Source organism: Sphingomonas mucosissima (assembly GCF_002197665.1).
Lineage (GTDB): Bacteria > Pseudomonadota > Alphaproteobacteria > Sphingomonadales > Sphingomonadaceae > Sphingomonas > Sphingomonas mucosissima.
In genome coordinates this window covers 259,622-282,526 of sequence record NZ_NBBJ01000001.1, presented here as the reverse complement: position 1 = coordinate 282,526, position 22,905 = coordinate 259,622, and the positions used below count along the sequence as shown (strand labels likewise).

Genomic DNA, 22,905 nt, shown 5'->3' with positions numbered 1-22,905 from the left:
TTCAAGATGCTCGCTTTCATTCTCGCGCTGATCTACGGCAGCGGCGACGTTCGTCCCTGGTAAAGGGTTCGATCCGACCATCAGTGCTGAAGAGGCCGCGGCTAGGCGGCCTCTCGCCAGTGCTTGGAGGACGGGTTCGCTGCGACAATCAGTTAAAAGTTCAACGTCGCTGCTCAGCAGCGTCGGAGAACAGAAAACCCCCGCTCCAGCTACTGGACGGGGGTTTTCCTTTTCAAAATCTGAGGATTAGCTCGAGCAGCAGGGAGCCGTTCACCCCAAGCTACGCGCCACCGCATCGTTGACGATCTTGCCCGCGCGCACGTTGAGACCCGCCATCAGGCCTGGATCTTCGTCACATGCCGCAAGCCCCTTGTCGGCCAAGGCAAGACCATAAGGCAGCGTCGCATTGTTGAGCGCATGGCTGGAGGTCAGTGGCACCGCGCCGGGCATGTTTGCGACGCAATAATGGATCACCCCGTCGACCTCGTACGTCGGGTCGGCATGCGTGGTGGCGTGGCTGGTTTCGAAACAGCCGCCCTGATCGATCGCGACATCCACCAGCACGGCGCGACGCTTCATGCCGCCGAGCATGTCGCGGGTAACCAGCTTCGGCGCTGACGCCCCAGGGATCAGCACCGCCCCGATCACCGCATCCGCGGCGGCAATCTCCTGCTCGATCACGTCCATGGTCGAAAATCGGGTGCGGACACGGCCCTGGAAGAGCTCATCAAGCTGGCGCAGCCGCGGCAACGAGCGATCGACGATCGTCACCTCTGCGCCCAACCCGACCGCCATTCGGGCGGCATGGGTGCCGACGACACCGCCGCCGAGCACGACGATCCTTGCGGGCGCAACACCCGGAACCCCGCCGAGCAGCACGCCGCGACCGCCGTTATAGGCCATCAGTGCCGATCCTGCCGCCTCGATCGACAAGCGGCCCGCCACCTCGCTCATGGGAGCGAGCAGCGGCAGCCCGCCGTTGCGATCGGTAACGGTCTCGTAAGCCACAGCCGTGACGCCAGAAGCCATCAGGCCCTTCGCCTGCTCGGGATCGGGCGCGAGGTGGAGATAGGTGAAAAGGATCTGGTCTTCGCGCAGCTGCACCCACTCGCTGGGCTGCGGCTCCTTCACCTTCACGATCATCTGCGCGGCCGAGAAGACCTCCTCGGCAGTCGGGAGGATGGTCGCGCCAGCGGCTTGGTAATCGGCATCGTCAGCGGCGATACCGGCGCCCGCCCGGGTCTCGACCAACACCTCATGCCCGTGCGCGACATATTCCCGGACGGCGCCAGGGGTCAGCCCGACGCGATATTCGTGATTCTTGATTTCCTTGGGCACACCGACGCGCATGCAAGCCTCCTAGTCACAGATGAGACTATCTACGAGCACATGCGTCGTGATGCTAGGTCAGGCAAACGCTTCCATTGCGCAGCCGCGCCCTCGCCGGGAGCCCGCAGGGGCTCCCGTGCGAAGCCGCGGCAATGCGCGCCATCATGGCCGCGCTGGCGCGATCAGATATCGTTGCCGAGCGCGCCCTTGACCTTGCCCATGAACTGCTGACCCTTGCCCTTCATCTCCTGGCCGGCGCCCTCGGCCTCCAGACGATCATCTTCCGCAGTCCGGGTGGCCGGATCCTTGTCCGCCATTGCCTGCTTGGTCTTACCAACGGCTTCGTTCAGATTGCCTTTAACCTTGTCGACGAGTTCACCCATTTTCACCTCCTGGTTACGGAAAACTAACGGGAGGCGCTCGTCGATGTTCCCTCACGCGCGGGGATGGGCGTTGCGGTAGACGTCCAGCAGATGGGCGGCATCGACCGCCGTGTAGATCTGGGTCGAGCCCAGGCTGGCATGACCAAGAAGCTCCTGCAACGACCGCAGATCCGCGCCGCGCCCCAGCAGGTGCGTGGCAAAGGAATGGCGCAGGGCGTGCGGCGTGGTGCGATCGGACAGCCCTAGCGTCCCTCGCGCAGCCCGCACGGCCGCGCGCACCACGCCCGGCGACAAGGCCCCGCCACGAACCCCGCGAAACAGTGGCGCCGCTCGCTCGGCTGGCCAGGGACAAGCCGCCACGTAAGCCTCGATTGCTATCCGCACCTGGTACAGCAGGGGAACGATCCGCGTCTTATCGCGCTTGCCGGTGACGGTGATCGTCTCGCCAAGCGGCAGCGCGCCGCCGGTCAGCGCCAGCGCTTCGCCGATGCGCAGCCCGGCACCATAAAGCAGCAGCAGCAGCGCCCAATCGCGCTTGCCGACCCATTCGAGCCGTGCCGCCTCACCGACCTCCTCCGCCAACGCAATCGCCTCATGCGGCGCGATGGGGCGCGGCACGCCCTTGGGCACCCGCGGCCCTTTCAAGCGCGGCGCGCTTCCCACGCCATTGGCCCAGTCGAGAAAGTCGCGTGCCGCGGACAGCTCACGTGCGGCGGAGGCGTTGCCCAGCCCCTCGCCGCGCCGATGTGCCAGATAGGCGCGAAGGTCAGACGGCGCGGCTTTGATGAGGGTGGCGCGGTCCACCGGCCCGCCAACGTGCCGGCTCATGAATGCGAGAAAGCGCACGGCCGTGGCGCGATACGCGCGCACGGTGTGGATGGACCGCCGCAGGTTGCGGGAAAGGTGCGCGGCGTAAAGAGTTGGCAGGTCTTCCACGCTCCTCTTCTAACACCGGCTTCCCTCCGAGTCGCCTGCGCCCCATATGCACCCTCGCATGTCCCGTGCTCGCGTTCTCGTCCTGAACTCCGCCCTTGGCCCACTCGACTATCGCGTGCCGCATGGCATGACGGTGGAGCCGGGTTCGATCGTGGTCGCGCCGCTGGGGCCGCGGCAGTTGATGGGCGTGGTGTGGGAGCCGGAACGACTGCCGTCGGATGCGGAGGTCGGCGACAATCGCCTGCGCAACCTGCTTGCCGTGGCGGACGCGCCGCCGCTTCGCCCCGCGCTGCGCCGGCTCATCGAGTGGACGGCGGATTATTACCTCGCACCGCCCGCGTCGGTCGCCCGCATGGCGCTATCCTCCACCTCGGCGCTGGAAGGTTCGCGGCACGTCGTGGAGTATCGCGCCACGGGACACGTGCCGGACCGGATGACGCCGCAGCGTGAACAGGCGCTCGAGCGGATCGGTGATCGCCAGGGATTGATTCGCGAGCTTGCCGCGATCGCGGACGTGTCGGACGGGGTGATCCGCGGGCTGGTGAAGACCGGCGCGATCGAGGGCGTCGAGGTGGATATCGACAGCCCCTACCCGTCACCCGATCCCGATCATGCGCCGCCGACGCTGTCGGAGGACCAGCGCGCCGCCGCCGATGTGCTGATGCAAGGTGTCACAGCACATGCGTTTCGCCCGACGTTGCTCGACGGCGTGACCGGGTCGGGCAAGACCGAGGTGTATTTCGAAGCGGTAGCGGAAGCGCTCCGGCAGAACCGGCAGGTGCTGGTGCTGCTGCCGGAGATCGCGCTGACCGAGCCGTTCCTGAAGCGCTTCCACGATCGCTTCGGCTGCGAGCCGGTGGCGTGGCATTCCGGCCTTCGCTCCACCCAGCGGCGGCGCGCCTGGCGGGCGATCGCCAGCGGTGAGGCGCGCGTAATGGTGGGCGCGCGGTCGGCCTTGTTCCTCCCGTTTGCGAACCTTGGGCTGATCGTCGTCGACGAGGCGCATGAGACCAGCTTCAAGCAGGAAGACGGGGTCCACTATCACGCCCGTGACGTAGCGGTGATGCGGGGCAAGTTCGAAAGTTGCCCCGTGATCCTCGCCTCTGCCACACCAGCGATCGAGACCCGCCAGCAAGTGACACTGGGCAATTATGCCGAAGTGAAGCTGCCCGGCCGCTTCGGCCTAGCCGAAATGCCCGCGATCGAAGCGCTCGATCTGCTGGAGCATAAGCCGGATCGCGGGCGGTGGCTGGCGCCGCCGTTGGTGAAGGCGCTGGAGGAAACACTGGAGCGGGGCGAGCAGTCGCTGCTGTTCCTCAATCGCCGCGGCTATGCCCCGCTGACGCTCTGCCGAACGTGCGGCCACCGCTTCCAATGCCCGAACTGCACCGCCTGGATGGTCGAGCACCGGCTTACCCGGCGCCTGGCATGCCATCATTGCGGCCATATCGAACCGGTGCCGCGCGCCTGCCCGGAATGCAAAGAGGAAGACAGCCTCGTCGCCTGCGGGCCGGGCGTGGAGCGGATTGCCGATGAGGCCACCGCACTTTTCCCCGAAGCACGGGTGGCGATCGTGACGTCGGACACGATCTGGTCCCCAGCAAAAGCGGCCGAGTTCGTCGGGCAGATGGAGGCTGGCGCGATCGACATTGTGGTTGGCACGCAGCTCGTCACCAAGGGCTATCACTTCCCGAACCTCACATTGGTGGGTGTGGTTGACGCCGATCTCGGGCTGGAGGGCGGCGATCTGCGAGCGGCCGAACGGACGTTTCAGCAGATCCGCCAGGTCTCGGGCCGAGCTGGACGCGGCGAGAAGCCGGGGCGCGTATTCATCCAGACGCATTCGCCCGGCGCGCAAGTGATGCAGGCGCTGATCACCGGCGATTCGGACGCCTTCTACCAGGCAGAGACCGATGCCCGGCGCGAGGCCGGCGCGCCGCCGTTCGGACGCTATGCCGCGATCATCGTCTCCAGCGAAGATCAGGCCGCGGCGCAGGAGACCGCGCGTCTTGTGGGCAGAAGCGCGCCAGAAGTCGATGGTATGCACGTCTATGGCCCCGCCCCGGCGCCGCTGGCGATGCTGCGCGGGCGGCATCGTTTCCGGTTGCTGGTTCATGCGCGGCGCGCGCTGGACGTGCAGGACGTGATTCGCGCCTGGCTCGGGACGCTTGAATGGCCATCCAAGGTGCGAGTTGCCGTGGACGTGGATCCTTACAACTTCCTGTAGCTGCTTTGATAAATAGCAGCATTCGCCCGTAAGCTCCGGCAGTCGCTGCCTCAGCGCAGAGCGTCCGTTCGCCCCCGGCGCAGCACGATGTAAAGCGCGCCCTGCCCGCCATGTCGCGGATGCGCGCCGCGAACGGCCGCGATCAATGCGGCATGACGCGAGCCGGCCAACCAGTCACCGATAGCGGCGCGAATGGCGCCGCGAGCATGGGGACGCTCGCTTTCCGGCCGCGGCGGCTTGCCCGTCACCAGCAGGATCACGCGGTCGCCGCGCGTGACCGACCGGGCGAGCGCGCCGTCGAGCAAGTCATGAGCTGAGTGCAACGTGTGACCGTGCAGGTCGATGGTGGCGTCCGGCGTCACTAGCCCGCGGCTCAGTTTCTTGTCCCAGCCCCCGTCAAGCGTGATCCCCGGCAGCGCCCGCTTTTGCGGCTCGACCCGCTTCTTCAGCTGCGGCAAAGAAGGGGCCGGCGTGTGACGGACGGACGGCTTCTGCAATTCCTTTGCCACGACGGGCTTCGACACGGCCGCAGGCGCGACCGCGCGGAGCGGCCGAACCGTTGCCATCACCCGCGCCCAGAGCGCGGCCTCGTTGGGATCAAGGCCGCGCGACACCAAGCCGGGCCAGCGTACCGGTGGGCAGCAACAGGAAAGCGGTGCCCCGCGCGCTCATGCCGCCGGCGATCGCGCGCGCTTCCTCGCCCGCGCCCCAGAAGGTGTCGAAGCGGTTCGTGCCCTTGATCGCGCCGCCAGTATCCTGCGCAACCCAAAGGCCCGTGGCATCGGTCCGATCCATCGACAGGAAAACGGGCGCACCCAGCGGCACGAAGCGGGTATCGGCCGCGACCGTCGCCTGATCGGAAACCGGCAGCCCCATCGCGCCAAGCGGCGGCCCATCGAGCACGCGGAAAAAGACGAAGCTCTTGTTCTCGCGCATGATGGCGCGGCCCTGCTCGGGATTGGCGTGGAGCCAGGCGACGATGCCCTGCATGCTGGCCTCGCCGCGCCCGATCAGGCCACGATCGAGCATCAGCTTGCCAATGCCGGTATAATCGCGGCCGTTCTGGCTGTCGTAGCCGATGCGCAGCACGTCGCCATCGGGCATTCGGACCAGGCCGGAGCCCTGCACCTGAAGGAAGAACAATTCCACCGGATCAACGGCATAGCCGAGAATGCGGGCCTTGCCGGTGAGCGCGCCTTCCTCGATCATGGTGCGATCGTAGTAGGGCACGAAGTTCGTCCCCTCCACCCGACCGCGGATCTTCTTGCCCTTCAGGTCCGCGGAAAACTGGCCGAGATCCACGTCCACAAGGTCACTCGGGCGGGCATAGATCGGGGCGTAACCGGCGCGGTACGAGCGGGAGCCGGCGATTTCCGGGATATAATAGCCGGTCGCGAACGCCTTTCCGTCACCGACCTGCACCGTTTCAAACCAGCGCGCAAAGAAGGCGCGGGCATCCCCGCCGCGGGCCGCTGCATCGCACGCCGGCTTCCAATCCGCACCGCGGGTGAGGCCGGTCGGGTCGGTTCGGCGGACCAGCGACGGGCAACTGATGCGAAAGGCGCCCAGCGCCCGCTCGGCACCATCGCCGGTGATGGGCAAACTGGAGACGGGCGGACCCGACACCAGCCCTGCGGTCGCCGCGGTTAGCGCACCAGCGACTGGTGCACTTGGAATCGGCGCTATCGGTGTCGCTTGGGTGGGCTGACGCACTGGCCCGCCGGGCCGCGTCGGAACGCTTGGTCTAGCTACCGGCGCGGAGCCCCACGAAGATGGGGGCACGACCCCGCCAACGCACGCCGACAGCGCCAGCGCTGCGGCCAGCGCGATCCCTCCACGACCAAGCATCACGCCCCCGATGTTCAAACCCCGATGCTCAAGCTTCGTCGGTGTCCGACAGCTTCCAATTAGGGTCGCTGCTCCGCAGGGTGCGCGCAAACGTCCAAACGTCATGCGTTTCGACGGCATCGCTGGTCGAGCCCGCGACCACGTTGCCTTCGGCGTCGCGCGTCACCGCCGCGATCAGCGCATCGAACCGCACTGTGATGCGCGCATCCTTGCCTTGCAGCGAGGCGCCGGTGATCATCGCGCGCTCGATCGATACCAAGCGGTTGTCGAGAACTTCGCCCGAAGCAGTACGCTGGGCAATCGCGTCGCCAAAGGCACGGGCCACGTCAGGCGACACAAGGTCACGAAGCGCCCCTTCGTCGCCCTTCCAGAACGATTCCAGGATCATGCGATAAGCAGCCTGAGCACCATCCACGAAACGAACGACGTCAAAATCGGGTTCGGCAGCAACGATCGCGCGGATACCGGGCTCGGCATTGCCTTCGAACGGCTTCACAACCGGCTCGCGCGGTTCGCTGGTTTTCTCGATCGCACGCGGCAGCGGTGCCGGCACGGCCCGCTCCTCCGCAGGCTTGGGCAACGGCTGCTCATGCCCCGTACGCTTGCCCAGCACCGAATAGAGCCGGAGCGCAAGGAATGCAGCAACCATCGCGAGAAGGACTATGTAGAACACCCGGCCTCCGATACGCTAAGCTCACAACATAGTCGCCAACGCCTCGGGTTTCAAATGGCTGCCGCCGTTGAAACGATGCAGCCCCCCTGCTAGGCGCCCCGCCTGACGCGCGCGGCCGGGCCGCGCCAGGGTTCCCGAAGGAAGAACGAGCATGGACGAGCAGGATTTTGGCGCCAGCACTGGCAATGAACCGCAGGCAAATGGCGCGGATACCGCCCCTGCAGTCGGCCTGATCTCACAATATGTGAAGGACCTTTCGTTCGAGAACCCGAACGCGCCCGCCGTATTCCAGAACCAGCAGGGCCCGGAAATCAACGTGCAGTTCGATATCGCCGCCAATCAGGTGGCCGAGGACGCGCACGAAGTGACGCTGAAGATCGAGGTCCGCGCGGAAACGCAGGGCCGTGTCACCTTCCTGGTCGAGCTCGCTTATGCGGGCCTGTTTGGTGTACGCAACGTGCCGCTTGATGCGCTGCAGCCGTTCCTGCTCGGCGAGGCGCCGCGGCTCCTCTTCCCGTTCGCCCGCCGCGTCGTAGCCGATACGATCCGCGACGGCGGCTTCCCGCCGCTCCTGCTCGAGCCGATCGATTTCAACGCACTGTATATGCAGCAGTCGGAGCAGCGCGACGCGCAGCTCGCCTCCGGCAATTTCGGCCAGGCCTGACACCAGCCAAAGAGAGAGTGCGCCGAACGGTGGATTGACCCCCGCCGTTCGGGCTGAGCCTGTTGAAGTCCGCGGGGCGGACACGCCGCTGGGCAGGCTCAGGCGAACCGGGACGGCGGCGGACAAGCGGGTATGGCACGATGAATCTCACCCGCGCGCTGGGATCGGTCGGCGGGCTGACGCTCGCCAGCCGCATTCTCGGCCTTGTTCGCGACTCGCTGTTCGCGCGCTTCGTCGGCGCTGGTTTTGCGTCCGACGCTTTCCTGATCGCCTTTCGCCTGCCGAACATGTTCCGGGCGTTGTTCGCCGAGGGCGCCTTTTCCGCGGCGTTCATCCCCATGTTCAATCGGAAGGTCGCGGACAAGGACGGGCGCGGCCTGCCCGACGGCATCGGCTTCGCCAGCGACACCTTGTCGATGTTGCTTCCGGTGCTGATCGTATTCACGATCGTGATGGAGTTGGCCGCTTGGCCGGTGACGTGGCTGCTCTCGGGCGGGTTCAATGCCGCCAGCCGCGAGGAGTTCGCCTTCGCCGTCGAACTCTCCCGGATCACCTTTCCCTACCTCATGCTGATCAGCCTCGTTTCGCTGCTGGGCGGGATTCTCAATTCGCTCCAGCGCTTTTGGGTGGCCGCCGCCGCGCCGATCCTGCTCAATCTGACGCTAATCGCGGCGCTGCTGTTCTTCCACCATCAGGATAATCTCGTTACCGCCCGCAATCAGGCGATCGCCGTTACGGTGTCCGGCGCACTGCAATTGCTATGGCTGATATGGGCGTGCCGCCGCGCCGGTGTCGCGCTGAAGCTGAAGCGGGCGACGCTCAACCCGGAGGTGAAACGCCTGCTCGCGCTGATCCTGCCAGCTGCGGCGGGCGCCGGCGCGGTGCAAATCAACCTGGTGGTCTCCACGGCGCTCGCCGCCAGCCTGCTTTCCGCGGGCTCCGTCAGCTATATCTATTACGCCGACCGGCTGAACCAATTGCCGCTCGGCTTGATCGGCATCGGGCTGGGTACTGTGTTGCTGCCGACCATCTCGCGCCTGCTTGGCCGCGGCGAAGATGCGGCGGCGATGGAGACGCAGAACCGGGGCATGGAGCTGGCGCTTTTCCTCACCCTGCCCGCGACCGCCGCGCTGATCGTGTGCGGCGCGCCGATTGTCGCCGCGCTGTTCCAGCATGGCGCCTTCACCCCGGCCGACACCATTGCCACGGCGCAGGCACTGGCGGCATTCTCGATCGGCCTGCCCTCCTACATACTGGTGAAGGTGCTGACGCCCGGTTTCTATGCGCGGCAGGATACCCGGACGCCGGTGCGCTATGCCACCATCTCCATGGTGGTGAACCTCGTCCTCAACCTCGCCTTCATCTACCCGCTCGGCCACATGGGTCCGCCGCTCGCGACGGCACTGGCCTCTACCGTCAACGTGGTGCTGCTCTGGCGCACGCTGGTGGCGCGTGGCCACTTCGTTGCTGACGCCCAATTGGTCCGCCGCGCATGGCGGCTCGCGCTTGCCGCGCTGCTGATGGGCGCGGTGATGTGGTTCGCGAACGACCTGTTCCGGCCGTATACCACGGGGCCGAGCCTGCACCGCTGGGGCGCGATGCTGGTGCTGGTCAGCGCGGGTGCGCTGGTCTATTTCGCCGCCACCTTCCTGTTCGGCGCCTTCCGGCTGGCCGATGTCAGAAGGCTTGCTCGTCGATAGGATCCCCCATGCGCGTCGTTTCTGGCATCAAGCCAACCGGTAACCTTCACCTCGGCAATTACCTTGGCGCGGTGAAGCAGTGGGTGGCGATGCAGGACGAGATCCAGGCTGCTGGCGGCGAGACGATGTACTTCATCGCCGACCTCCACGGCCTGACCGAGTGGATCGCGCCGGCTGAACTGACCGCCAACACGATCGAGATGGCCGCCACCTTGGTGGCCGCGGGGATCGATCCCGGCCGCTCGATCCTGTTCAACCAGACGCGTGTGCCGGCGCACAGCGAACTAGCGTGGCTCCTCAACAACGTGGCGCGGGTCGGCTGGCTGAACCGCATGACGCAGTTCAAGGACAAGGCGGGCAAGAACCGCGAAGGCGCCAGCGTCGGCCTGTATGATTATCCCGTGCTGATGGCGGCCGACGTGCTGCTGTACAATGCAACGCACGTGCCCGTTGGCGAGGACCAGAAGCAGCATCTGGAGCTGGCGCGCGACATCGCGACCAAGTTCAACCAGGATTATCAAACCGAGCTGTTCACCCTGCCTGAGCCGTTGATCAGCAAGGCCGCGCCGCGGATCATGAGCCTGCGCGATGCGTCGGCCAAGATGTCCAAGTCTAACCCGTCGGCGCAGTCAGTGGTGAAGCTGATCGACAGCGATGACACGATCGCCGACAAGTTCCGCAAGGCGAAAACCGATCCCGATGCGCTGCCGGACAATTGGGATGCGCTGGCCGAGCGGTCGGAAGCGCGCAACCTCGTCACCATCTTCGCCGCGCTGGCCGACCGCACGCCGGAGGATGTGGTGGTGGAATATGCCGGCCAGGGCTTCGGCCAGTTCAAGCCGGCGCTGGCCGATCTTGCGGTAGCGAAGCTTGCGCCCATCCGCGACGAGATGCTGCGGCTGCTGAACGATCGTGGCGCAATCGATGCGATCCTTGCCCGCGGCGCGGAAAAGGCGCGCGACCTCGCCGCGCCGGTGCTGGCGGACGCGCAGCGTGCCATGGGGCTGCTGGCGTAACGGCCTCTCCTGCGGCAGAATAGACGCTTGAGGCACAGGGCTGCGGCCAGTGAGTGGTTGGCAGCGCGGCGTTACCAAGGGATCGCCCAAGGCGGTCACGCGTTGGCATCGGCTGGATTCGTTCGTGTGAGTTTTTCGTTATTTTAGATGCCCTCCGCAGACTTGGCCGATCAAGGCGGTCTCCCTCGACGGCCAGGGGCGAGCGCATCTACGCCATCGGCGACGTGCACGGATGCGTCGACTTGCTGAATGATCTGTGGGCGCGGATCATGGCGCATCAGGCGGCTTTGCCTGCCGTGCCGACCACGCACATCGTGTTTCTCGGCGATATCGTGGATCGCGGGCCGGACTCGCGCGGCGCGCTGGCCTGGCTGAACGCGAAACGGCACGAAGTGCCAGGCATCACCACGCTGCTCGGCAATCACGAAGAAATGCTGCTGCGGACGTGCGACCGCGATCCGATGACATTCGTCAACTGGTTGCGGAACGGGGGCACGGAAGCTGCGGCGAGCTTCGGGCTGCCGCCGTTCGATGGTGCGGATGCCGGCCCATATATCGAGGAAGTGCGCGCTGCCGTCTCGCCTGAGTGGATCGAGTGGATTCGTCGCTGGCCGCTGACGGCGGCGTCAGGCGACTATTTCTTCTGCCACGCCGGCGTGCGTCCAGGTGTCGCCCTGCGCAAGCAGCATCGCCGTGACTTGCTGTGGATCCGCGAGGAGTTCCTCGATGACCCGCGCGATCATGGCTCGGTGATCGTTCACGGGCACACCATTTCGCCTCGAGTGGAGGTGCTGCCCAACCGCATCGGCGTCGACACCGGCGCCTATGCCAGTGGGGTTCTCAGCGCCGTTTATCTGGACGGCACGACAATCGAGGTCATCGCCACCGACCAATGATCTGCAGCCGAACGCCGGCCTTGCCTCGCCTCATGAACGCTGCAGGATGTGGTAGCCGATCTTCGGCTTCATCGCGGCTTTCACCAGTTCAACGCCGACCTTCTTCGCGCCACGCACCAGCGCGCGTGCATCGCTTGTCTCCACCGAGATGCTGCGCCGCCTGACCTCGCTGACCTTCTTCAGGCCGTTGTGGGCGGCGAGCCAGTCGATCGTCGCCTGCGAGAAGGCGTTAAGGTGCTCAAGCGGCTGGATGGACGCGAATGCCTCGGTCTCGCCTGGGATCGCCTTGGCCCCACCAGTGGCGAACATGGCCTCGGTGGGGAGCCCCTTCGTTTTCAGCAATTGCTCGAGCTTGCCGCGATATGGGATCGCCGCCTTAAAGAGCCCGCCGGGCGCTACCGCCCGGGCCAGTCGGGCGAAATCGCGGCCGGGATGCACCAGATGCTCCAGCACCTGTTCGGTATGAACAAGGTCAAAGGTCATGGTGTCGATGTCCTCGTCCTCGATCACTTCCAGACCGAGCGTCCGCGCCAGCCGCTTCTTGGCCTCGCCAATTTCGGTTACATACACCGTTGCGCCCATGCCGCGCGCCACCCGTGCCCAGCGCCCCTGCCCCACGCCAAAGTCCAGCACGGTGATATCGGCCGGATGCTTGCCGATCATCTCGAACAACACGGTGAACTCACCCGCGATCCGATGAAATTCGTGGAGCGTGAGCAGGCCGCGCTCATAATGATCCAGGAATTCCGGTGAGATCATCTGGGTATAGATGACCTCCAGCATCGCATCATTTGGCGTTTGCACCTGGAACAGCAGGTCACAGGTGCGGCACTTGTCGACCTCGAAGGGAACGCCGGCAAGCAGCGACCAATCTATCACGCCCTGCCGGCCGAAGTTCGATTGCATCAGCGCGCGAACCGGGTCCTCATCGTAGGGCGCGGTATAGACCCGGACGAGGTCGGTGCCCTCGCACACCGGGCAGGCGGTGCGCGGGCTGAAGCCGGGGCTTGCGGTCGGCTGTGTCATCGCGGGGCCGGCCTCCTCATGATCGAGCTTCCGCGTACAGCCTTGTGCGCCAGCGCTGTCAAGGGAGCGCAGCGTCCGTGCTCTGCATGACGCGCCATTGCCGCCGGGCCGCACGCTGCACCAGCACGAGATCCACCAGCCAGCCCAGCGCCATCGCAGGGATCGTCCAGATCGGCGCAAGGAACAGGAGGGCAAGCGCCACCACCGCCACATTCACCAGCGACGACCATATCACCGCGCGGGCGAGCAGACGAAAACCGCCAGCAGCCTGAACCATGATGTTTGCAGGCACCTGCATCAGGATCAGCGCGGTTACCCCCATCCACGACAGCGCCGCCGTGCTGACGAGCGACAGATCGTACTCGGCGGGAAAAACCAGCTGCGGAGCAAGGCGAAGCACGCCGATCGCGAGGCTGACCGCCACTAGCCATGCAAGCATCAGAACCCAGAAGAACAGGCGCATGGTGCGCCGCAGTTCCGCTGCTTTGCCTTCGGCAATCAGCCGCGCCATCTGCGGGCGTTCATATTCGCCCAGCGCATTCTGAACGACGTTCAACGGTCGCAACAGCAGCGCAGCGGCCGCGAGCGGCGCCATTGCCGCCGCCCCCGCGCTCAAGGTGACAAGATAGACATGGGCGTTGGCGGCAGCTTCGGTGGCCACCACGCCCAAAAGCGCCCAGCGCGACTGCCGTCGCCAGGTGTCGCGATAGGATTGCCAGGAGCGGCGCGAGGGCATTGCGATCAGTTGCGACCAATAAGGCGCGCCAAAGGCCAGCAGGCTGACCGCGGCACCAAGCGCCAGGGCGCCATAGCATGCGGTTTCCGGTTGCAGGCGCAGTCCATAGGCGGCGACACCGAAGGCCAGCAACGTGAGGCCGCCATAGCTGATGTCCGACACGGCGGTGGCGACCGGCCGGTCGTTCGCATAGGCCCACGCACGCCCCACCCAGCGCAGGATCATCATGCCGGCATAGCCGCCATAGCAAAGCGCTGCTGGCCCCGGCAGCGCCATGGCACTCGCCAGCACGCAGAACGAGAGGGCGAACACGGCTGCCATCAACGCCGCGGCACTGAGGATCGCCGTCGCGGATTGCGCCCGATCGGCGTCTGGCCCCGATGACAATGTCTGAAGCGGCGCGCCGAATAGCGCCATCGACAGCGCCACGGTGAACTGGGCCGCAACGAACAGGAAAGTGAAGGTGCCGAATGCCGCCGGGGTCTCCAGGCGCAGCATGGCCAAGGACAGCACGAAGTGCGTGGCAGCGAGCGCCACGGGGCCAAGCCCCGCAAGCAGATAACGGCGGAAGCGCAGGAAGTACCAACTGCCGGTACCATTCAACAATTGGCGAGCCACCAATGCTCCTCATGCGGACCGGCGAGCCCGCCTCGTGGCTAACGCAGCCCGGATCGGGCAAGAGCCTTGGCAACAAAGCATTACCGAGCCTCCTGTTGCAGATAAAGCCGATTTGAAGCAAATGGCCGCGCGGCAGGGGCGTCGCAATCATGCCGGCGGGGGAAACAAGGAATGTCGCGGCGGTTCATCGTTCACGTGGGCGCGCACAAGACAGGTACGTCGGCTTTTCAAGAATGGGCCGTCCGCAACCGTGCCGCTTTGCTCGACGCCGGCTTTCTCTACCCCGAAGCAGGGGCCACGGCTCTGGGCAATCACGCTGCTTTGGTCAGCGCGCTCGGCGCTGCGATCGAGGATAAGGATCGGTCTGCGCACCTTTTGCGGTTGTTCGACAAAGAGTTGGAGTCCCGCCCCGACGCGGCGGTAATTTTGTCGGCGGAAATGATGACGACGCTGCGCTTCCTGCCCCACATGACGCGCCTGCACCGCTCGCTTGCCGACTACAGCGATCATGCGACGGCGGTCCTGGTCGTGCGGGATCAGGTTGAGTGGCGAAATTCCTGCTACGCTCAGGCCCGCGAAATGCTGACGCCGCTGCCGCGCTTTCGCAACTATATGGCGACCGGCAAGCTTGGCCCGCGCAGCGGGAACTGGGACTTCCTCGAACAGCATTATCGCGAGGCTGGCTTCGGTTTCGAAACGCTCCCCTTTGACAAGCGCGTGCGTGACGTCGGGATCGTGGCCGCCATGACATCCCTGCCCTGCCTCAATGGCTTGGCGAACGTCACCACGCTGGAGCGCATCGAGACCAATCCTACCGTTGGGGCGCTCGCGCTGCTGGTCGCCGAGCAGGTCCGCGCATCTGTCGCCGGGCCGACCGGCACACTGCCGATCCATGTCCGAACAAGGCTGGCGTCGATGATCAGGGAGCATGCCGCCGAGCTTTCGCCGGCGCGGTTCAACGGCTTTGATGATGAGCTGGCGGAGCACGTGCGCGCCATTTACCGAAGCAGCAACGACGCGTTTGCCGAGCGCAATTTCGGCACGTCCTGGCAAGAGCTCTTTCCACCCAAAGCAATCGACCATGTGTCGGCCGATGCGGTAGGCGAACTGGATGCGGACCAACGGCTTCACGTTCGCACCATCGCTGGCCGCGTGATCATCGAGGCGCTGGAAAACGGGCTCTTGCAGCTCGCACCGCAGAGGCCCTCGTGCTGAACCCTGAACGGAACTGATAGATGCTGGTCGAAGACACGTCCGTGATCGCGGACCTCTTGGCGTGCCCGATTTGCCGGGGCTCGCTTCGTGTAAGCACGGGCGAGCAATTGCGCTGCGAGGAGCCAAGTTGCGCCTACCATCAGGCACCCTACCCGCGGCTTGGCGGAAAAGACGTCCTGATTGACTTCGAGAACAGCGTCCTCGATCGTGAAACCACCCTCGCCAGCGGGGCCACCAGCGTGGTTGGTCGCGGACAATGGCGTGTGCTGCTCAGCCGCGTGATCGACGGTTCGAACCGTTATGCATCAACGCTCGCCGACTTGATGGTGGAGGGCGTGCGCCAGCGCCGGTCAGCGCGCAGACCGGTGATCGTGGTGATGGGGGCGGGAGAGATCGGGCACGGATCCGAGCCGCTATACGCAAGCGCCGACGTCGATGTCGTTGCGTTCGACATATACGCGTCGCCCAACATCACCTTTGTCGCCGATGCTCACAGCATCCCGCTGCGCGACGGGGTTGCCGACGGCGTGTGGATTCAGGGCGTGCTGGAACTGGTGGTCGATCCTCGGCAGGTGGTGGCGGAAGCCAGCCGTATCCTGAAGCCGGACGGCCTGATGTTCACCGATACGGCCTTCATGTGGCCGGTCTGCGAACAGGCGTATGACTTCAATCGCTGGTCGCCCAGCGGGCTGCGTTGGCTGTTTCGAGACTTTGACGTGCTCGCCGCCGGCCAGTCCACAGGGCCGGGCACGATGACCGTGCTGGCGATCCGGTACTTGTTCCAGTCGCTCCTGCGCAGCACGAAGCTCGGGCAGATCGCCGCCTTTCCCTTCGTCTGGATCCGGCTGCTCGATTACCTCTGCGGCGACCGCCGGGCACTCGACGCGTCGGTCGGCATGTTCATCTTCGGCCGGAAGCGGGAACGCCCGATCGGAATCGATGACCTGCTGGCGTATTACGGAGATCAGCCCGGTCTCAAGAAAGCCATGCGAACCCTGAAGCGCGACACGGAAGTGCGACGCGCGCTGTTACAGCGCCCGTCGCAAACCAAGGTCAGATAAAGGCGGCTAGCGCGATCAGTAGCCAAAGCATGGTGGCAAGGCCGAGCCAGATTCCGAGACGAGACGTGTCCACGGCTCGTTCGGACGTAAGCCGGGACCGTGCAAAGCGCTGGTCCTCGTCGGTATAAGACACCGCGAAACGGACCTGCTGCTTATCCTTCACCATCAACATCGCTCCGCAATCCCATCCTCATCTAGGAGCGATTCAGCATCGGCGGTTGAAGTCCGCCGAGAATTTTTCGCCCGTCAATGTGCAGTGCTGCTTGCCCGAGATCGCCTGAATCCAGCGGTGCATTGCAAGTCGCCGCACGCCACCCTCTCCAACCATCTGGGTTTACGCCCTTCTTGTCTTGTCAATACGCTTTAACAAACACTTCGTTCCACTGACGTTCAGGAAAGGCACGGCCACGTTCATTTGCAGCATTATGGGGGATGCGTTTCGTACTTGACCGGATTGCGGCGTGACGTAATGCAATACTTCAGCGAGAAGAGGCTGGCGCCCGGGGGGGCACAGGTTCAACGACGTCGCTCAAAGAACGCTTCGCGGGAATCAGCAAAGGGAGGGCATGTAACATTCATGTCCGAAATGTTTTCGTCACAGAATTGGCTAACGCCGGTCGAAAATGATACGTCCCCCAGTGAGGACAAGCGTGCGATGCGGCTTCGCTTTTACGCTGCACTCGTTGCTGGCGATATGTTTTCGCTTGGAACTGGCTTCACGATTGGCCGCTGGATTGCCGACCTTCGTGAACTTCCGTCGGAAAGTTTCGCCCTGCTCGCGGCAGTACTGCCGATTTACCTGCTGCTGGGTTCACGTGCTTATTCCGCCACTACACTGGAACGGTGGCGCTCTTCCGCCTGGATCGCCTGTGCCAAGCTGCTGACAGCGTTCCTCACAACGATCTTTGTCGCCTTTCTTCTGAAGGAGGTGTCACCGATCTCGCGGCTCAGCACGATCTTCAGCTTTGTGGGCTCAGCGACGCTGCTACTTCTTGTGCGCAGCATAATCGGCGTTTGGAGCGAGCGCGTGTTTCGCGGCGCAGCGCTCAGCCGAATGCTGATCATCGATGGCGTGAACATTCCGCTCCCGCCGGGGCTCAAGATCGTCTCGAGCGAACCCGTGGAATCGACGGAGACGACCATTCACCCGCTCGCGCTCGATCGGCTCGCCCGTCAGCTCAAGGGCGTTGACGAGGTATATGTCGCCTGCCCTCCTGCCAGGCGGGCAAATTGGGCAACGGTGCTGAAGGGCACCAGCGTTCAAGCACAGCTTCTGATACCCGAGCTGGATACCATCGGCGTGATCGGCAACAAGCATTTCGCCGGGATCGCATCAGTCTTGGTTTCCGCCGGCGGACTGAAGCTGCGCGAACGCATTCTGAAGCGCATGCTGGATTTGTTGATTGCCGTGCCGGCGCTGATCTTTCTCGCGCCATTGCTCCTGGTGGTCGCATTCGCGGTGAAGCTGGACAGCCGCGGCCCGATCCTTTTCGTGCAAACGCGCGTCGGAAAGGGCAATCACCTGTTCGCCATGTACAAGTTCCGGAGCATGCGGCAGTCCGACTGCGACAGCGACGGCAACGTTTCGACCCTGCGCGACGATGCTCGCATTACGCGCGTGGGCAAGTTCATCCGTGCCACCAGCATCGACGAGCTTCCCCAGCTGCTCAACATTCTGAAGGGGGACATGAGCTTCGTTGGCCCGCGGCCTCATGCCATCGGCTCGCTCGCCGGCGACAAGCTCTTCTGGGAAGTCGACCAGCGCTATCACCATCGGCACGTCTGCAAGCCGGGCTTGACCGGACTAGCCCAGGTGCGCGGCTTTCGCGGGGCGACCCATCGCCGGGAAGATCTCGTCAACCGGCTGGACGCTGACCTCGAGTATGTGAACGGCTGGAGCCTGATGCGGGACGTGATGATCCTGGTGGCGACCCTGAAGGTTGTGGTTCACCGCAACGCCTTCTGAATGCGCTCAATAATCCGACAGCAGTTGCACCGCGATGCGGCGCCAATCCAGGCGACGTGCGGCAGTTCGCGCTGCTCCTTCGCTTAACCGCTCCCGCAGCGCTGGGTCTGTCGCGGCCTGCGTCAGCGCTGCGGCAAGCGCCGCGGGATCATCAGGCGGGACCAGCAGCCCGTTGCTGCCATGGTCCACCAGATCAACAAGCCCGCCCACATTCGAGGCGATCACAAACCGGCCGCCGGCGAAGGCAGCGGCCAGAACACCGCTTTGGCTTGCCTCCTTGTAGGGCAGCACGACGCAGCTTGCTGCGCTGATGCGATCGATCAGGGACACGGCTGGAACGAACATGTTCGTGGCCGTCACCCCAGGAAGCGGACGCAGTCGCGCCTCCAGCCGATCCATCTCGGGCCCGAGGCCGGCGATCTCGATCTCGATGTCGCGCCCGTCATCAGACAGGCGCTCCAAGGCAGCGGCCAGTGTATCCAGCCCCTTGTAGGCTTCCATTCGCCCGAACATGAGCGCGCGGAACGCAGGTGGGCTCGGGCGAGGCTCAGGCGGCGGCAGGAGAATGCCGTGCTCGGTCAACCGAACGCGCCGATCCGGCCGAACCGATCGAAGATAATCACGCTGATACTGATCCACACAGGCCTGCCCGTGCAAGAAGAGCCGGTCGACCCGCGCACGCGTGAAACGGCGTAGACGCGCCAGACGGGCGGCAACGCGGGAGTCACGCCCCGCGTGCGGCACGGGATCGTGAACGGTTACCGCGGTTCTCGCCGACCGGCCGGCCGTCACGACGGTCACTGCCGCGAACGCCGCCTTGATCAGGCCTGAGGGCTCTTGCCAATGCAATACATCGGGCCGGAAGCGGCGCATGGCAGCGATCAGACGCACCAACTCTGCTGCCGAGGCGAATGCACTGTGGCGCACATCCAAACGCGGGTGGGTCGGCATCACGCGTCCGACAAACTCGGCCTCCAGGACCGCCGTGTTGACGATTAACAGAACATCCGCATGACCCGCCAGCGCCACCGACAGGAAAAGCGCATATTCCTCAAAATGCGGCGCGACCATCATGATGCGGCGGGGCTGCGACATCAGCGATCGCGCCCGCTCTGCCCCAAGGTGGCGTTTGCGGCCAAGATCACCTGCTCCGCGCAGGCCTGCCAGCCGTATGCCGACCGCACCGACTGCGCCGCAGCCGCGCCTTGCGCACGAAGGGCGTCGCCCAATTTGTCGACCAACCAGGCCGCCGCGTCCTCAGCGGCACTTTCCCGCGCGACGTAGCCGCCGTGCAGCGCCACCATCGAACGGGCTCCAGCCATCTCCCCGACGACCGGCACGACACCCATTGCCATCGCTTCCAGCACGATCAGCGGGAAACTATCCAGCGTCGAAAGGTGAGCCAGGACGTCCGCTCCCCCCAGAAGGCGGAGGAGTTCGGCCTCATCCACCCACTCGATCAGCTCGATGGTGTCGTTGAGACCTTGTGCTGCGATCGCGGCGCGGAGTGCCGCCATGGTGGCGGCATCGGAACGTCCAATGATGCGGGCCGAGACCGCGACCCCGCGGGCGCGCAATGCGGCGCAGAGCGCCACGGTGCGGAACGTGCCCTTCCCCTCCGACAGGCGGCCGGCATGGACCAGCCGCAGCGTCGTGCCGCTGCGATCGAGAAGAGGTGTCCGCAGGCAGGCTGGCGGCAGGAAGGTGCGGATTAGCGAGCGCGGCACCCGGGCCGGCAGTGCAATCTCCGCCTCCTGTCCGGCAAACAGCAGCGCCAGCCGATCCGCCCCCTTGAGCAACGCGACGCAGGCGCGTCGCAGCGCGGGCACGCGTTGCAACCGAGCATTGGCGCCAAGATGCGGCGTGACCATCACCGGCAGGCCGAGCGCTCGCGCCTGCCAGAGGAACGCGAGGTCAGCCATGGCGCTCCATTGCAGCCAGACGAGATCGACATTCGCGCGGGCAGCCCGGCGCAGGACGGCCAGACGACTGGCAGCGCGCGGCAAATGTCGCGCGGTCAGATAGGCCGTGTCCGTCGTCTGCCACTCCGCAGCCCAACCGGCGTCGGCTGCATTCACCGCTTCGGCCGCGCGCGAGCAAAAGGATTCCAGCCCGCCCCGATGCGCACGCGAGCCGCCCAACACCAGCATGCGACGCACCCTCGCCGCCCCCGCCTGTCCGTCCCGGCTCAGGGCCGCCGACCTAGCGGCAAGCTCACCCGTGGTCCCGGCGCGCCCGCCACATCGCTGGCACTCGCCACCCACAACCAGGCGAGCGCGATCAGCAGGAACACCTGGCTCAGCGAATCGCGATCGAACAGCATGGACTCGGTGAGGTTATGGCCAAGGCAGAAGACGAACGCGGCCGCAGCGAGCGGCCTCACCGGATGATCGCCACCGCGGAGCAAGCGCTGGGTCGGCCAAACCAAGGTGGCAAACAGCACCAGCAGCGTGCCGGGAAGGCCGATCTGGACCAGCAGATCGAGATAACCGTTATGCCCCTGGCTGATCTCCGTCACCCAGCCCTTGGCGTACTGGAAGATCGGCCCGGTCGGCCCGAGATCCCAGAAGGAGCCATAGCCAGCGCCAAATAACGGGTAATCGGCGTAGAAGCGGACCAGCGCGGTCCAGATCTGGGTTCGGCCAGTGAAGCCCGCCGGATCGGTCAGCATTTCCAAATAAGGCGTGTTGTCGATCGCCATGCTCACGAACAGAACGGCGGGGATTACAAGTAGCACCCACGCCAGCCCAGCCGGGGCAAGCCGCTCGCGACCCTTGGTTTGTGCCAGCCACGTGAAGATGCCTCCGACGATCAGGCTCACCACGACCATGATCTGCGACGTCTGCGAGTCCGAAAGGTAGAGAAACACCGCGCTTGCAACGATCACGGCCGCCCTCAGAGCAAGATGCATTCGTTCGGCATGAAAGGCGAACAGCATGATCGTCATGGCGCAGGTGAGGCCGGCATAGTTCTTCTGGATCATGATGCCGCGCCAATCGCCGCTTAGATCACTCTCAAAGCCATTCGGGTTCACCGCGTGGACACCCACCGCCGGATTGGTCAGCGCGACCACAAAGTTCACCACCAACGTGATCACCAACACGCCGCGAACCAGCAGAATAGAACGCTCGAGATCAAGCTTCCGCACCAGCGCGAACGTGGACCACAATACCAGCGACGTGAGCACCAGCCGCCGCAGCCCGACCGACGGCTCAATTGCCCACGTGAGGCTGAACCAGCACCAGCCCAGCGCGACCAGCAGCGGCCATGGCACTACCAGCAGCCGCTCCGGCCGCCGCCACGGCTCCAACGCAACCAACGCCGCAAGCGAAATCAGCAGATAACCAACCATGCGGATCTGGCTCTGCAGCCCATAATTTTCGCTGGTCATGGAAGGACCGAGGATGGTCAGTGCCAGCAGCGCGGTGAACCCCGCCGTCGCGATCCAGTCCGTCCAGGCAGCAGCCTCGGCCGTGCGCGCGTTCAGCGGCTTTCGCCGGCGGCGCGTCAGCATCGGGGTATCGGACTTCGGCGGTTGAACGGCGTCAGACAAGACGTGAGTCCTTTGCGTCGAACAAGCGGTGCTGCTCCCCGATGAAGCCCGCGACCGCGCGGCGCAAGCGGTCCCGCTCCGGAAGGTCGCTTACCGGCTCGGGCGTTGGCAAGTGCGCGGCCACCAGCGCCTCCAGTTCTGCCTCGTTGCACGCGCAGTGAATGCCGGGGCGGCCGCGCAATGCACGCACGGTTGCGAGCTGGTGATCGTTGCGATGCTCATCCAGCGCACCGAGACGCGGGAACAGGATCAGCGGCTTTCGATGCTTTTGCGCCATCACAATCGTGCCGATGCCGGCATGGGAAATAATGCGTGAGCATTGCTGGATCAGGCGCTCGAACTCGATCGGCCCGATCACTTGCTGTGAGCGCATATGCACCGGCTGATAATGGCCGCGCCCTGTCTGCGCGAATACCTCCTCATCCAGTGTCGGCGCTAGGTGATCCATGATCTTGACGAAGCGGTCGAAGGGTAATTGCGTCCCAACCGTCACCAAAATCACAGGAGCGCGCCCTCATAGTCGCGCCCTGGAGACTGAAGATGCTCCCATTGCGTGTACCATCGGGTCGCAAACGGGCGGGCAAGGGCGCCGCTGAGCGATGGGCGGTCGGACGCGGCGATACTGTCGATCCAGATCGTCCGGGCACCCAACAGCCGCCCAAAGATGAGACAGAACAGGCCGGGCAGTGCGCCAGTCGTCACCACGACATGCGGCCGCACCCGCCGCATCAGGCGCGCGGAGGCGATCATCGAGGCTAAGGCGCGCATCGGCTCATCCCGGTTTGCGTCCGGCAGCAGATGCACTCCATCCACACCGTCGCGAACGGCAAGCTCGCGGTTGGTGGTGGCGAAAACCACGCACCCTTCGTCGAATGCCGGGCGCAGCAACATCAGCTCCTCCCAATGCCCGCCGCCTGATGCGATCGCGAGAACCGTGAACTGGGATGATCGCCTACTCCACACCGACCGTACTTCTGCCCTCGACCGGCGCCGCGGCACCCGAATAACGATCACCCCTCGACACACTTTCAGGGCAAACTAAGCTTCCCTTGGGTACG

At 65.0% G+C, this 22,905-nt stretch carries 22 protein-coding genes; 8 read left to right on the top strand and 14 right to left on the bottom strand.

Annotated elements, in window-relative coordinates:
- Window positions 1-270 precede the first annotated feature (270 nt).
- From ald to SPMU_RS01305, 3 genes are all read right to left on the bottom strand, one after another.
- Complete coding sequence (ald, locus tag SPMU_RS01315; protein ID WP_088331183.1) at window positions 271-1,350, bottom strand: alanine dehydrogenase; 1,080 nt, start codon at window positions 1,348-1,350, stop codon at window positions 271-273.
- Window positions 1,351-1,511: 161 nt separating this feature from the next.
- On the bottom strand, window positions 1,512-1,712 hold the full coding sequence (locus tag SPMU_RS01310) for a CsbD family protein (RefSeq protein ID WP_088331175.1): 201 nt from the start codon (window positions 1,710-1,712) through the stop codon (window positions 1,512-1,514).
- A 51-nt stretch (window positions 1,713-1,763) separates the two neighbouring features.
- Window positions 1,764-2,648: a tyrosine-type recombinase/integrase gene (locus SPMU_RS01305; protein WP_088331173.1), complete on the bottom strand. Its 885-nt coding sequence runs from the start codon at window positions 2,646-2,648 to the stop codon at window positions 1,764-1,766.
- A gap of 58 nt (window positions 2,649-2,706) precedes the next feature.
- Here SPMU_RS01305 and SPMU_RS01300 point away from each other — a divergent pair, with 58 nt between their 5' ends.
- The gene (locus SPMU_RS01300) at window positions 2,707-4,875 is read left to right on the top strand and encodes a primosomal protein N' (RefSeq protein WP_088331171.1); all 2,169 of its coding nucleotides are present in this window, start codon (window positions 2,707-2,709) and stop codon (window positions 4,873-4,875) included.
- 50 nt (window positions 4,876-4,925) lie between these two features.
- Here SPMU_RS01300 and SPMU_RS01295 read toward each other — a convergent pair whose 3' ends face one another.
- From SPMU_RS01295 to SPMU_RS01285, 3 genes are read right to left on the bottom strand one after another with little or no spacing between them, the layout of a single operon-like run.
- Window positions 4,926-5,441: a Smr/MutS family protein gene (locus tag SPMU_RS01295; RefSeq protein ID WP_088333083.1), complete on the bottom strand. Its 516-nt coding sequence runs from the start codon at window positions 5,439-5,441 to the stop codon at window positions 4,926-4,928.
- Between the two features lie 31 nt (window positions 5,442-5,472).
- Window positions 5,473-6,723, bottom strand: coding sequence for a murein transglycosylase A (mltA, locus tag SPMU_RS01290; RefSeq protein WP_088333082.1), 1,251 nt, complete (start codon window positions 6,721-6,723; stop codon window positions 5,473-5,475).
- A gap of 28 nt (window positions 6,724-6,751) precedes the next feature.
- Window positions 6,752-7,396, bottom strand: coding sequence for a Tim44/TimA family putative adaptor protein (locus tag SPMU_RS01285; RefSeq protein ID WP_140418371.1), 645 nt, complete (start codon window positions 7,394-7,396; stop codon window positions 6,752-6,754).
- A 151-nt stretch (window positions 7,397-7,547) separates the two neighbouring features.
- On the opposite strand from SPMU_RS01285, the gene secB reads away from it, so the two are divergent.
- From secB to SPMU_RS01265, 4 genes are all read left to right on the top strand, one after another.
- The gene (gene secB, locus SPMU_RS01280) at window positions 7,548-8,060 is read left to right on the top strand and encodes a protein-export chaperone SecB (protein ID WP_088331167.1); all 513 of its coding nucleotides are present in this window, start codon (window positions 7,548-7,550) and stop codon (window positions 8,058-8,060) included.
- Window positions 8,061-8,200: 140 nt separating this feature from the next.
- Complete coding sequence (gene murJ / locus SPMU_RS01275) at window positions 8,201-9,760, top strand: murein biosynthesis integral membrane protein MurJ (protein WP_088331165.1); 1,560 nt, start codon at window positions 8,201-8,203, stop codon at window positions 9,758-9,760.
- A gap of 8 nt (window positions 9,761-9,768) precedes the next feature.
- Window positions 9,769-10,776, top strand: coding sequence for a tryptophan--tRNA ligase (gene trpS / locus SPMU_RS01270; protein WP_088331163.1), 1,008 nt, complete (start codon window positions 9,769-9,771; stop codon window positions 10,774-10,776).
- A gap of 107 nt (window positions 10,777-10,883) precedes the next feature.
- Window positions 10,884-11,672 carry a metallophosphoesterase family protein gene (locus SPMU_RS01265; RefSeq protein WP_425442137.1) on the top strand — a complete coding sequence of 263 codons (789 nt, stop codon included), beginning with the start codon at window positions 10,884-10,886 and terminating at the stop codon, window positions 11,670-11,672.
- 30 nt (window positions 11,673-11,702) lie between these two features.
- Here the strand turns inward: SPMU_RS01265 and SPMU_RS01260 are convergent, their stop codons facing one another.
- Both SPMU_RS01260 and SPMU_RS16810 read right to left on the bottom strand, forming a co-directional pair.
- Window positions 11,703-12,698, bottom strand: a complete 996-nt coding sequence (locus tag SPMU_RS01260) for a class I SAM-dependent methyltransferase (protein ID WP_169715606.1) — start codon at window positions 12,696-12,698, stop codon at window positions 11,703-11,705.
- A gap of 58 nt (window positions 12,699-12,756) precedes the next feature.
- Window positions 12,757-14,052 (bottom strand): hypothetical protein, encoded by a 1,296-nt coding sequence (locus SPMU_RS16810; RefSeq protein WP_169715605.1) that lies wholly within the window; start codon window positions 14,050-14,052, stop codon window positions 12,757-12,759.
- Between the two features lie 171 nt (window positions 14,053-14,223).
- Between SPMU_RS16810 and SPMU_RS01255 the strand changes: the two genes are divergently transcribed.
- Complete coding sequence (locus SPMU_RS01255; RefSeq protein WP_088331159.1) at window positions 14,224-15,267, top strand: hypothetical protein; 1,044 nt, start codon at window positions 14,224-14,226, stop codon at window positions 15,265-15,267.
- Between the two features lie 20 nt (window positions 15,268-15,287).
- Window positions 15,288-16,328 carry a class I SAM-dependent methyltransferase gene (locus SPMU_RS01250; RefSeq protein ID WP_088331157.1) on the top strand — a complete coding sequence of 347 codons (1,041 nt, stop codon included), beginning with the start codon at window positions 15,288-15,290 and terminating at the stop codon, window positions 16,326-16,328.
- Here SPMU_RS01250 and SPMU_RS16805 read toward each other — a convergent pair.
- Window positions 16,321-16,494 carry a hypothetical protein gene (locus tag SPMU_RS16805; protein WP_169715604.1) on the bottom strand — a complete coding sequence of 58 codons (174 nt, stop codon included), beginning with the start codon at window positions 16,492-16,494 and terminating at the stop codon, window positions 16,321-16,323. The two genes, SPMU_RS01250 and SPMU_RS16805, sit on opposite strands and share 8 nt — an antisense overlap.
- A gap of 411 nt (window positions 16,495-16,905) precedes the next feature.
- Between SPMU_RS16805 and SPMU_RS17140 the strand changes: the two genes are divergently transcribed.
- Window positions 16,906-18,294: a sugar transferase gene (locus tag SPMU_RS17140; RefSeq protein WP_245832649.1), complete on the top strand. Its 1,389-nt coding sequence runs from the start codon at window positions 16,906-16,908 to the stop codon at window positions 18,292-18,294.
- A gap of 6 nt (window positions 18,295-18,300) precedes the next feature.
- Here the strand turns inward: SPMU_RS17140 and SPMU_RS01235 are convergent, their stop codons facing one another.
- Genes SPMU_RS01235 through SPMU_RS01215 form a run of 5 tightly spaced genes read right to left on the bottom strand, consistent with a single transcriptional unit; the run spans window position 18,301 to window position 22,738 of the window.
- Window positions 18,301-19,389, bottom strand: coding sequence for a glycosyltransferase family 4 protein (locus SPMU_RS01235; protein ID WP_088331153.1), 1,089 nt, complete (start codon window positions 19,387-19,389; stop codon window positions 18,301-18,303).
- Window positions 19,389-20,444: a glycosyltransferase family 4 protein gene (locus tag SPMU_RS01230; protein ID WP_088331151.1), complete on the bottom strand. Its 1,056-nt coding sequence runs from the start codon at window positions 20,442-20,444 to the stop codon at window positions 19,389-19,391. The genes SPMU_RS01235 and SPMU_RS01230 overlap by 1 nt, the downstream gene beginning before the upstream one ends.
- 38 nt (window positions 20,445-20,482) lie before the next feature.
- Window positions 20,483-21,847: an O-antigen ligase family protein gene (locus SPMU_RS01225; protein WP_140418370.1), complete on the bottom strand. Its 1,365-nt coding sequence runs from the start codon at window positions 21,845-21,847 to the stop codon at window positions 20,483-20,485.
- Window positions 21,840-22,349 carry a glycosyltransferase gene (locus SPMU_RS01220; RefSeq protein WP_088331147.1) on the bottom strand — a complete coding sequence of 170 codons (510 nt, stop codon included), beginning with the start codon at window positions 22,347-22,349 and terminating at the stop codon, window positions 21,840-21,842. Before SPMU_RS01220 ends, SPMU_RS01225 begins: the two co-directional genes overlap by 8 nt.
- Entirely contained in the window at window positions 22,346-22,738 is a 393-nt protein-coding gene (locus tag SPMU_RS01215) for a glycosyltransferase family protein (RefSeq protein ID WP_088331145.1), read from the bottom strand. The genes SPMU_RS01220 and SPMU_RS01215 overlap by 4 nt, the downstream gene beginning before the upstream one ends.
- Between the last annotated feature and the right edge of the window lie 167 nt (window positions 22,739-22,905).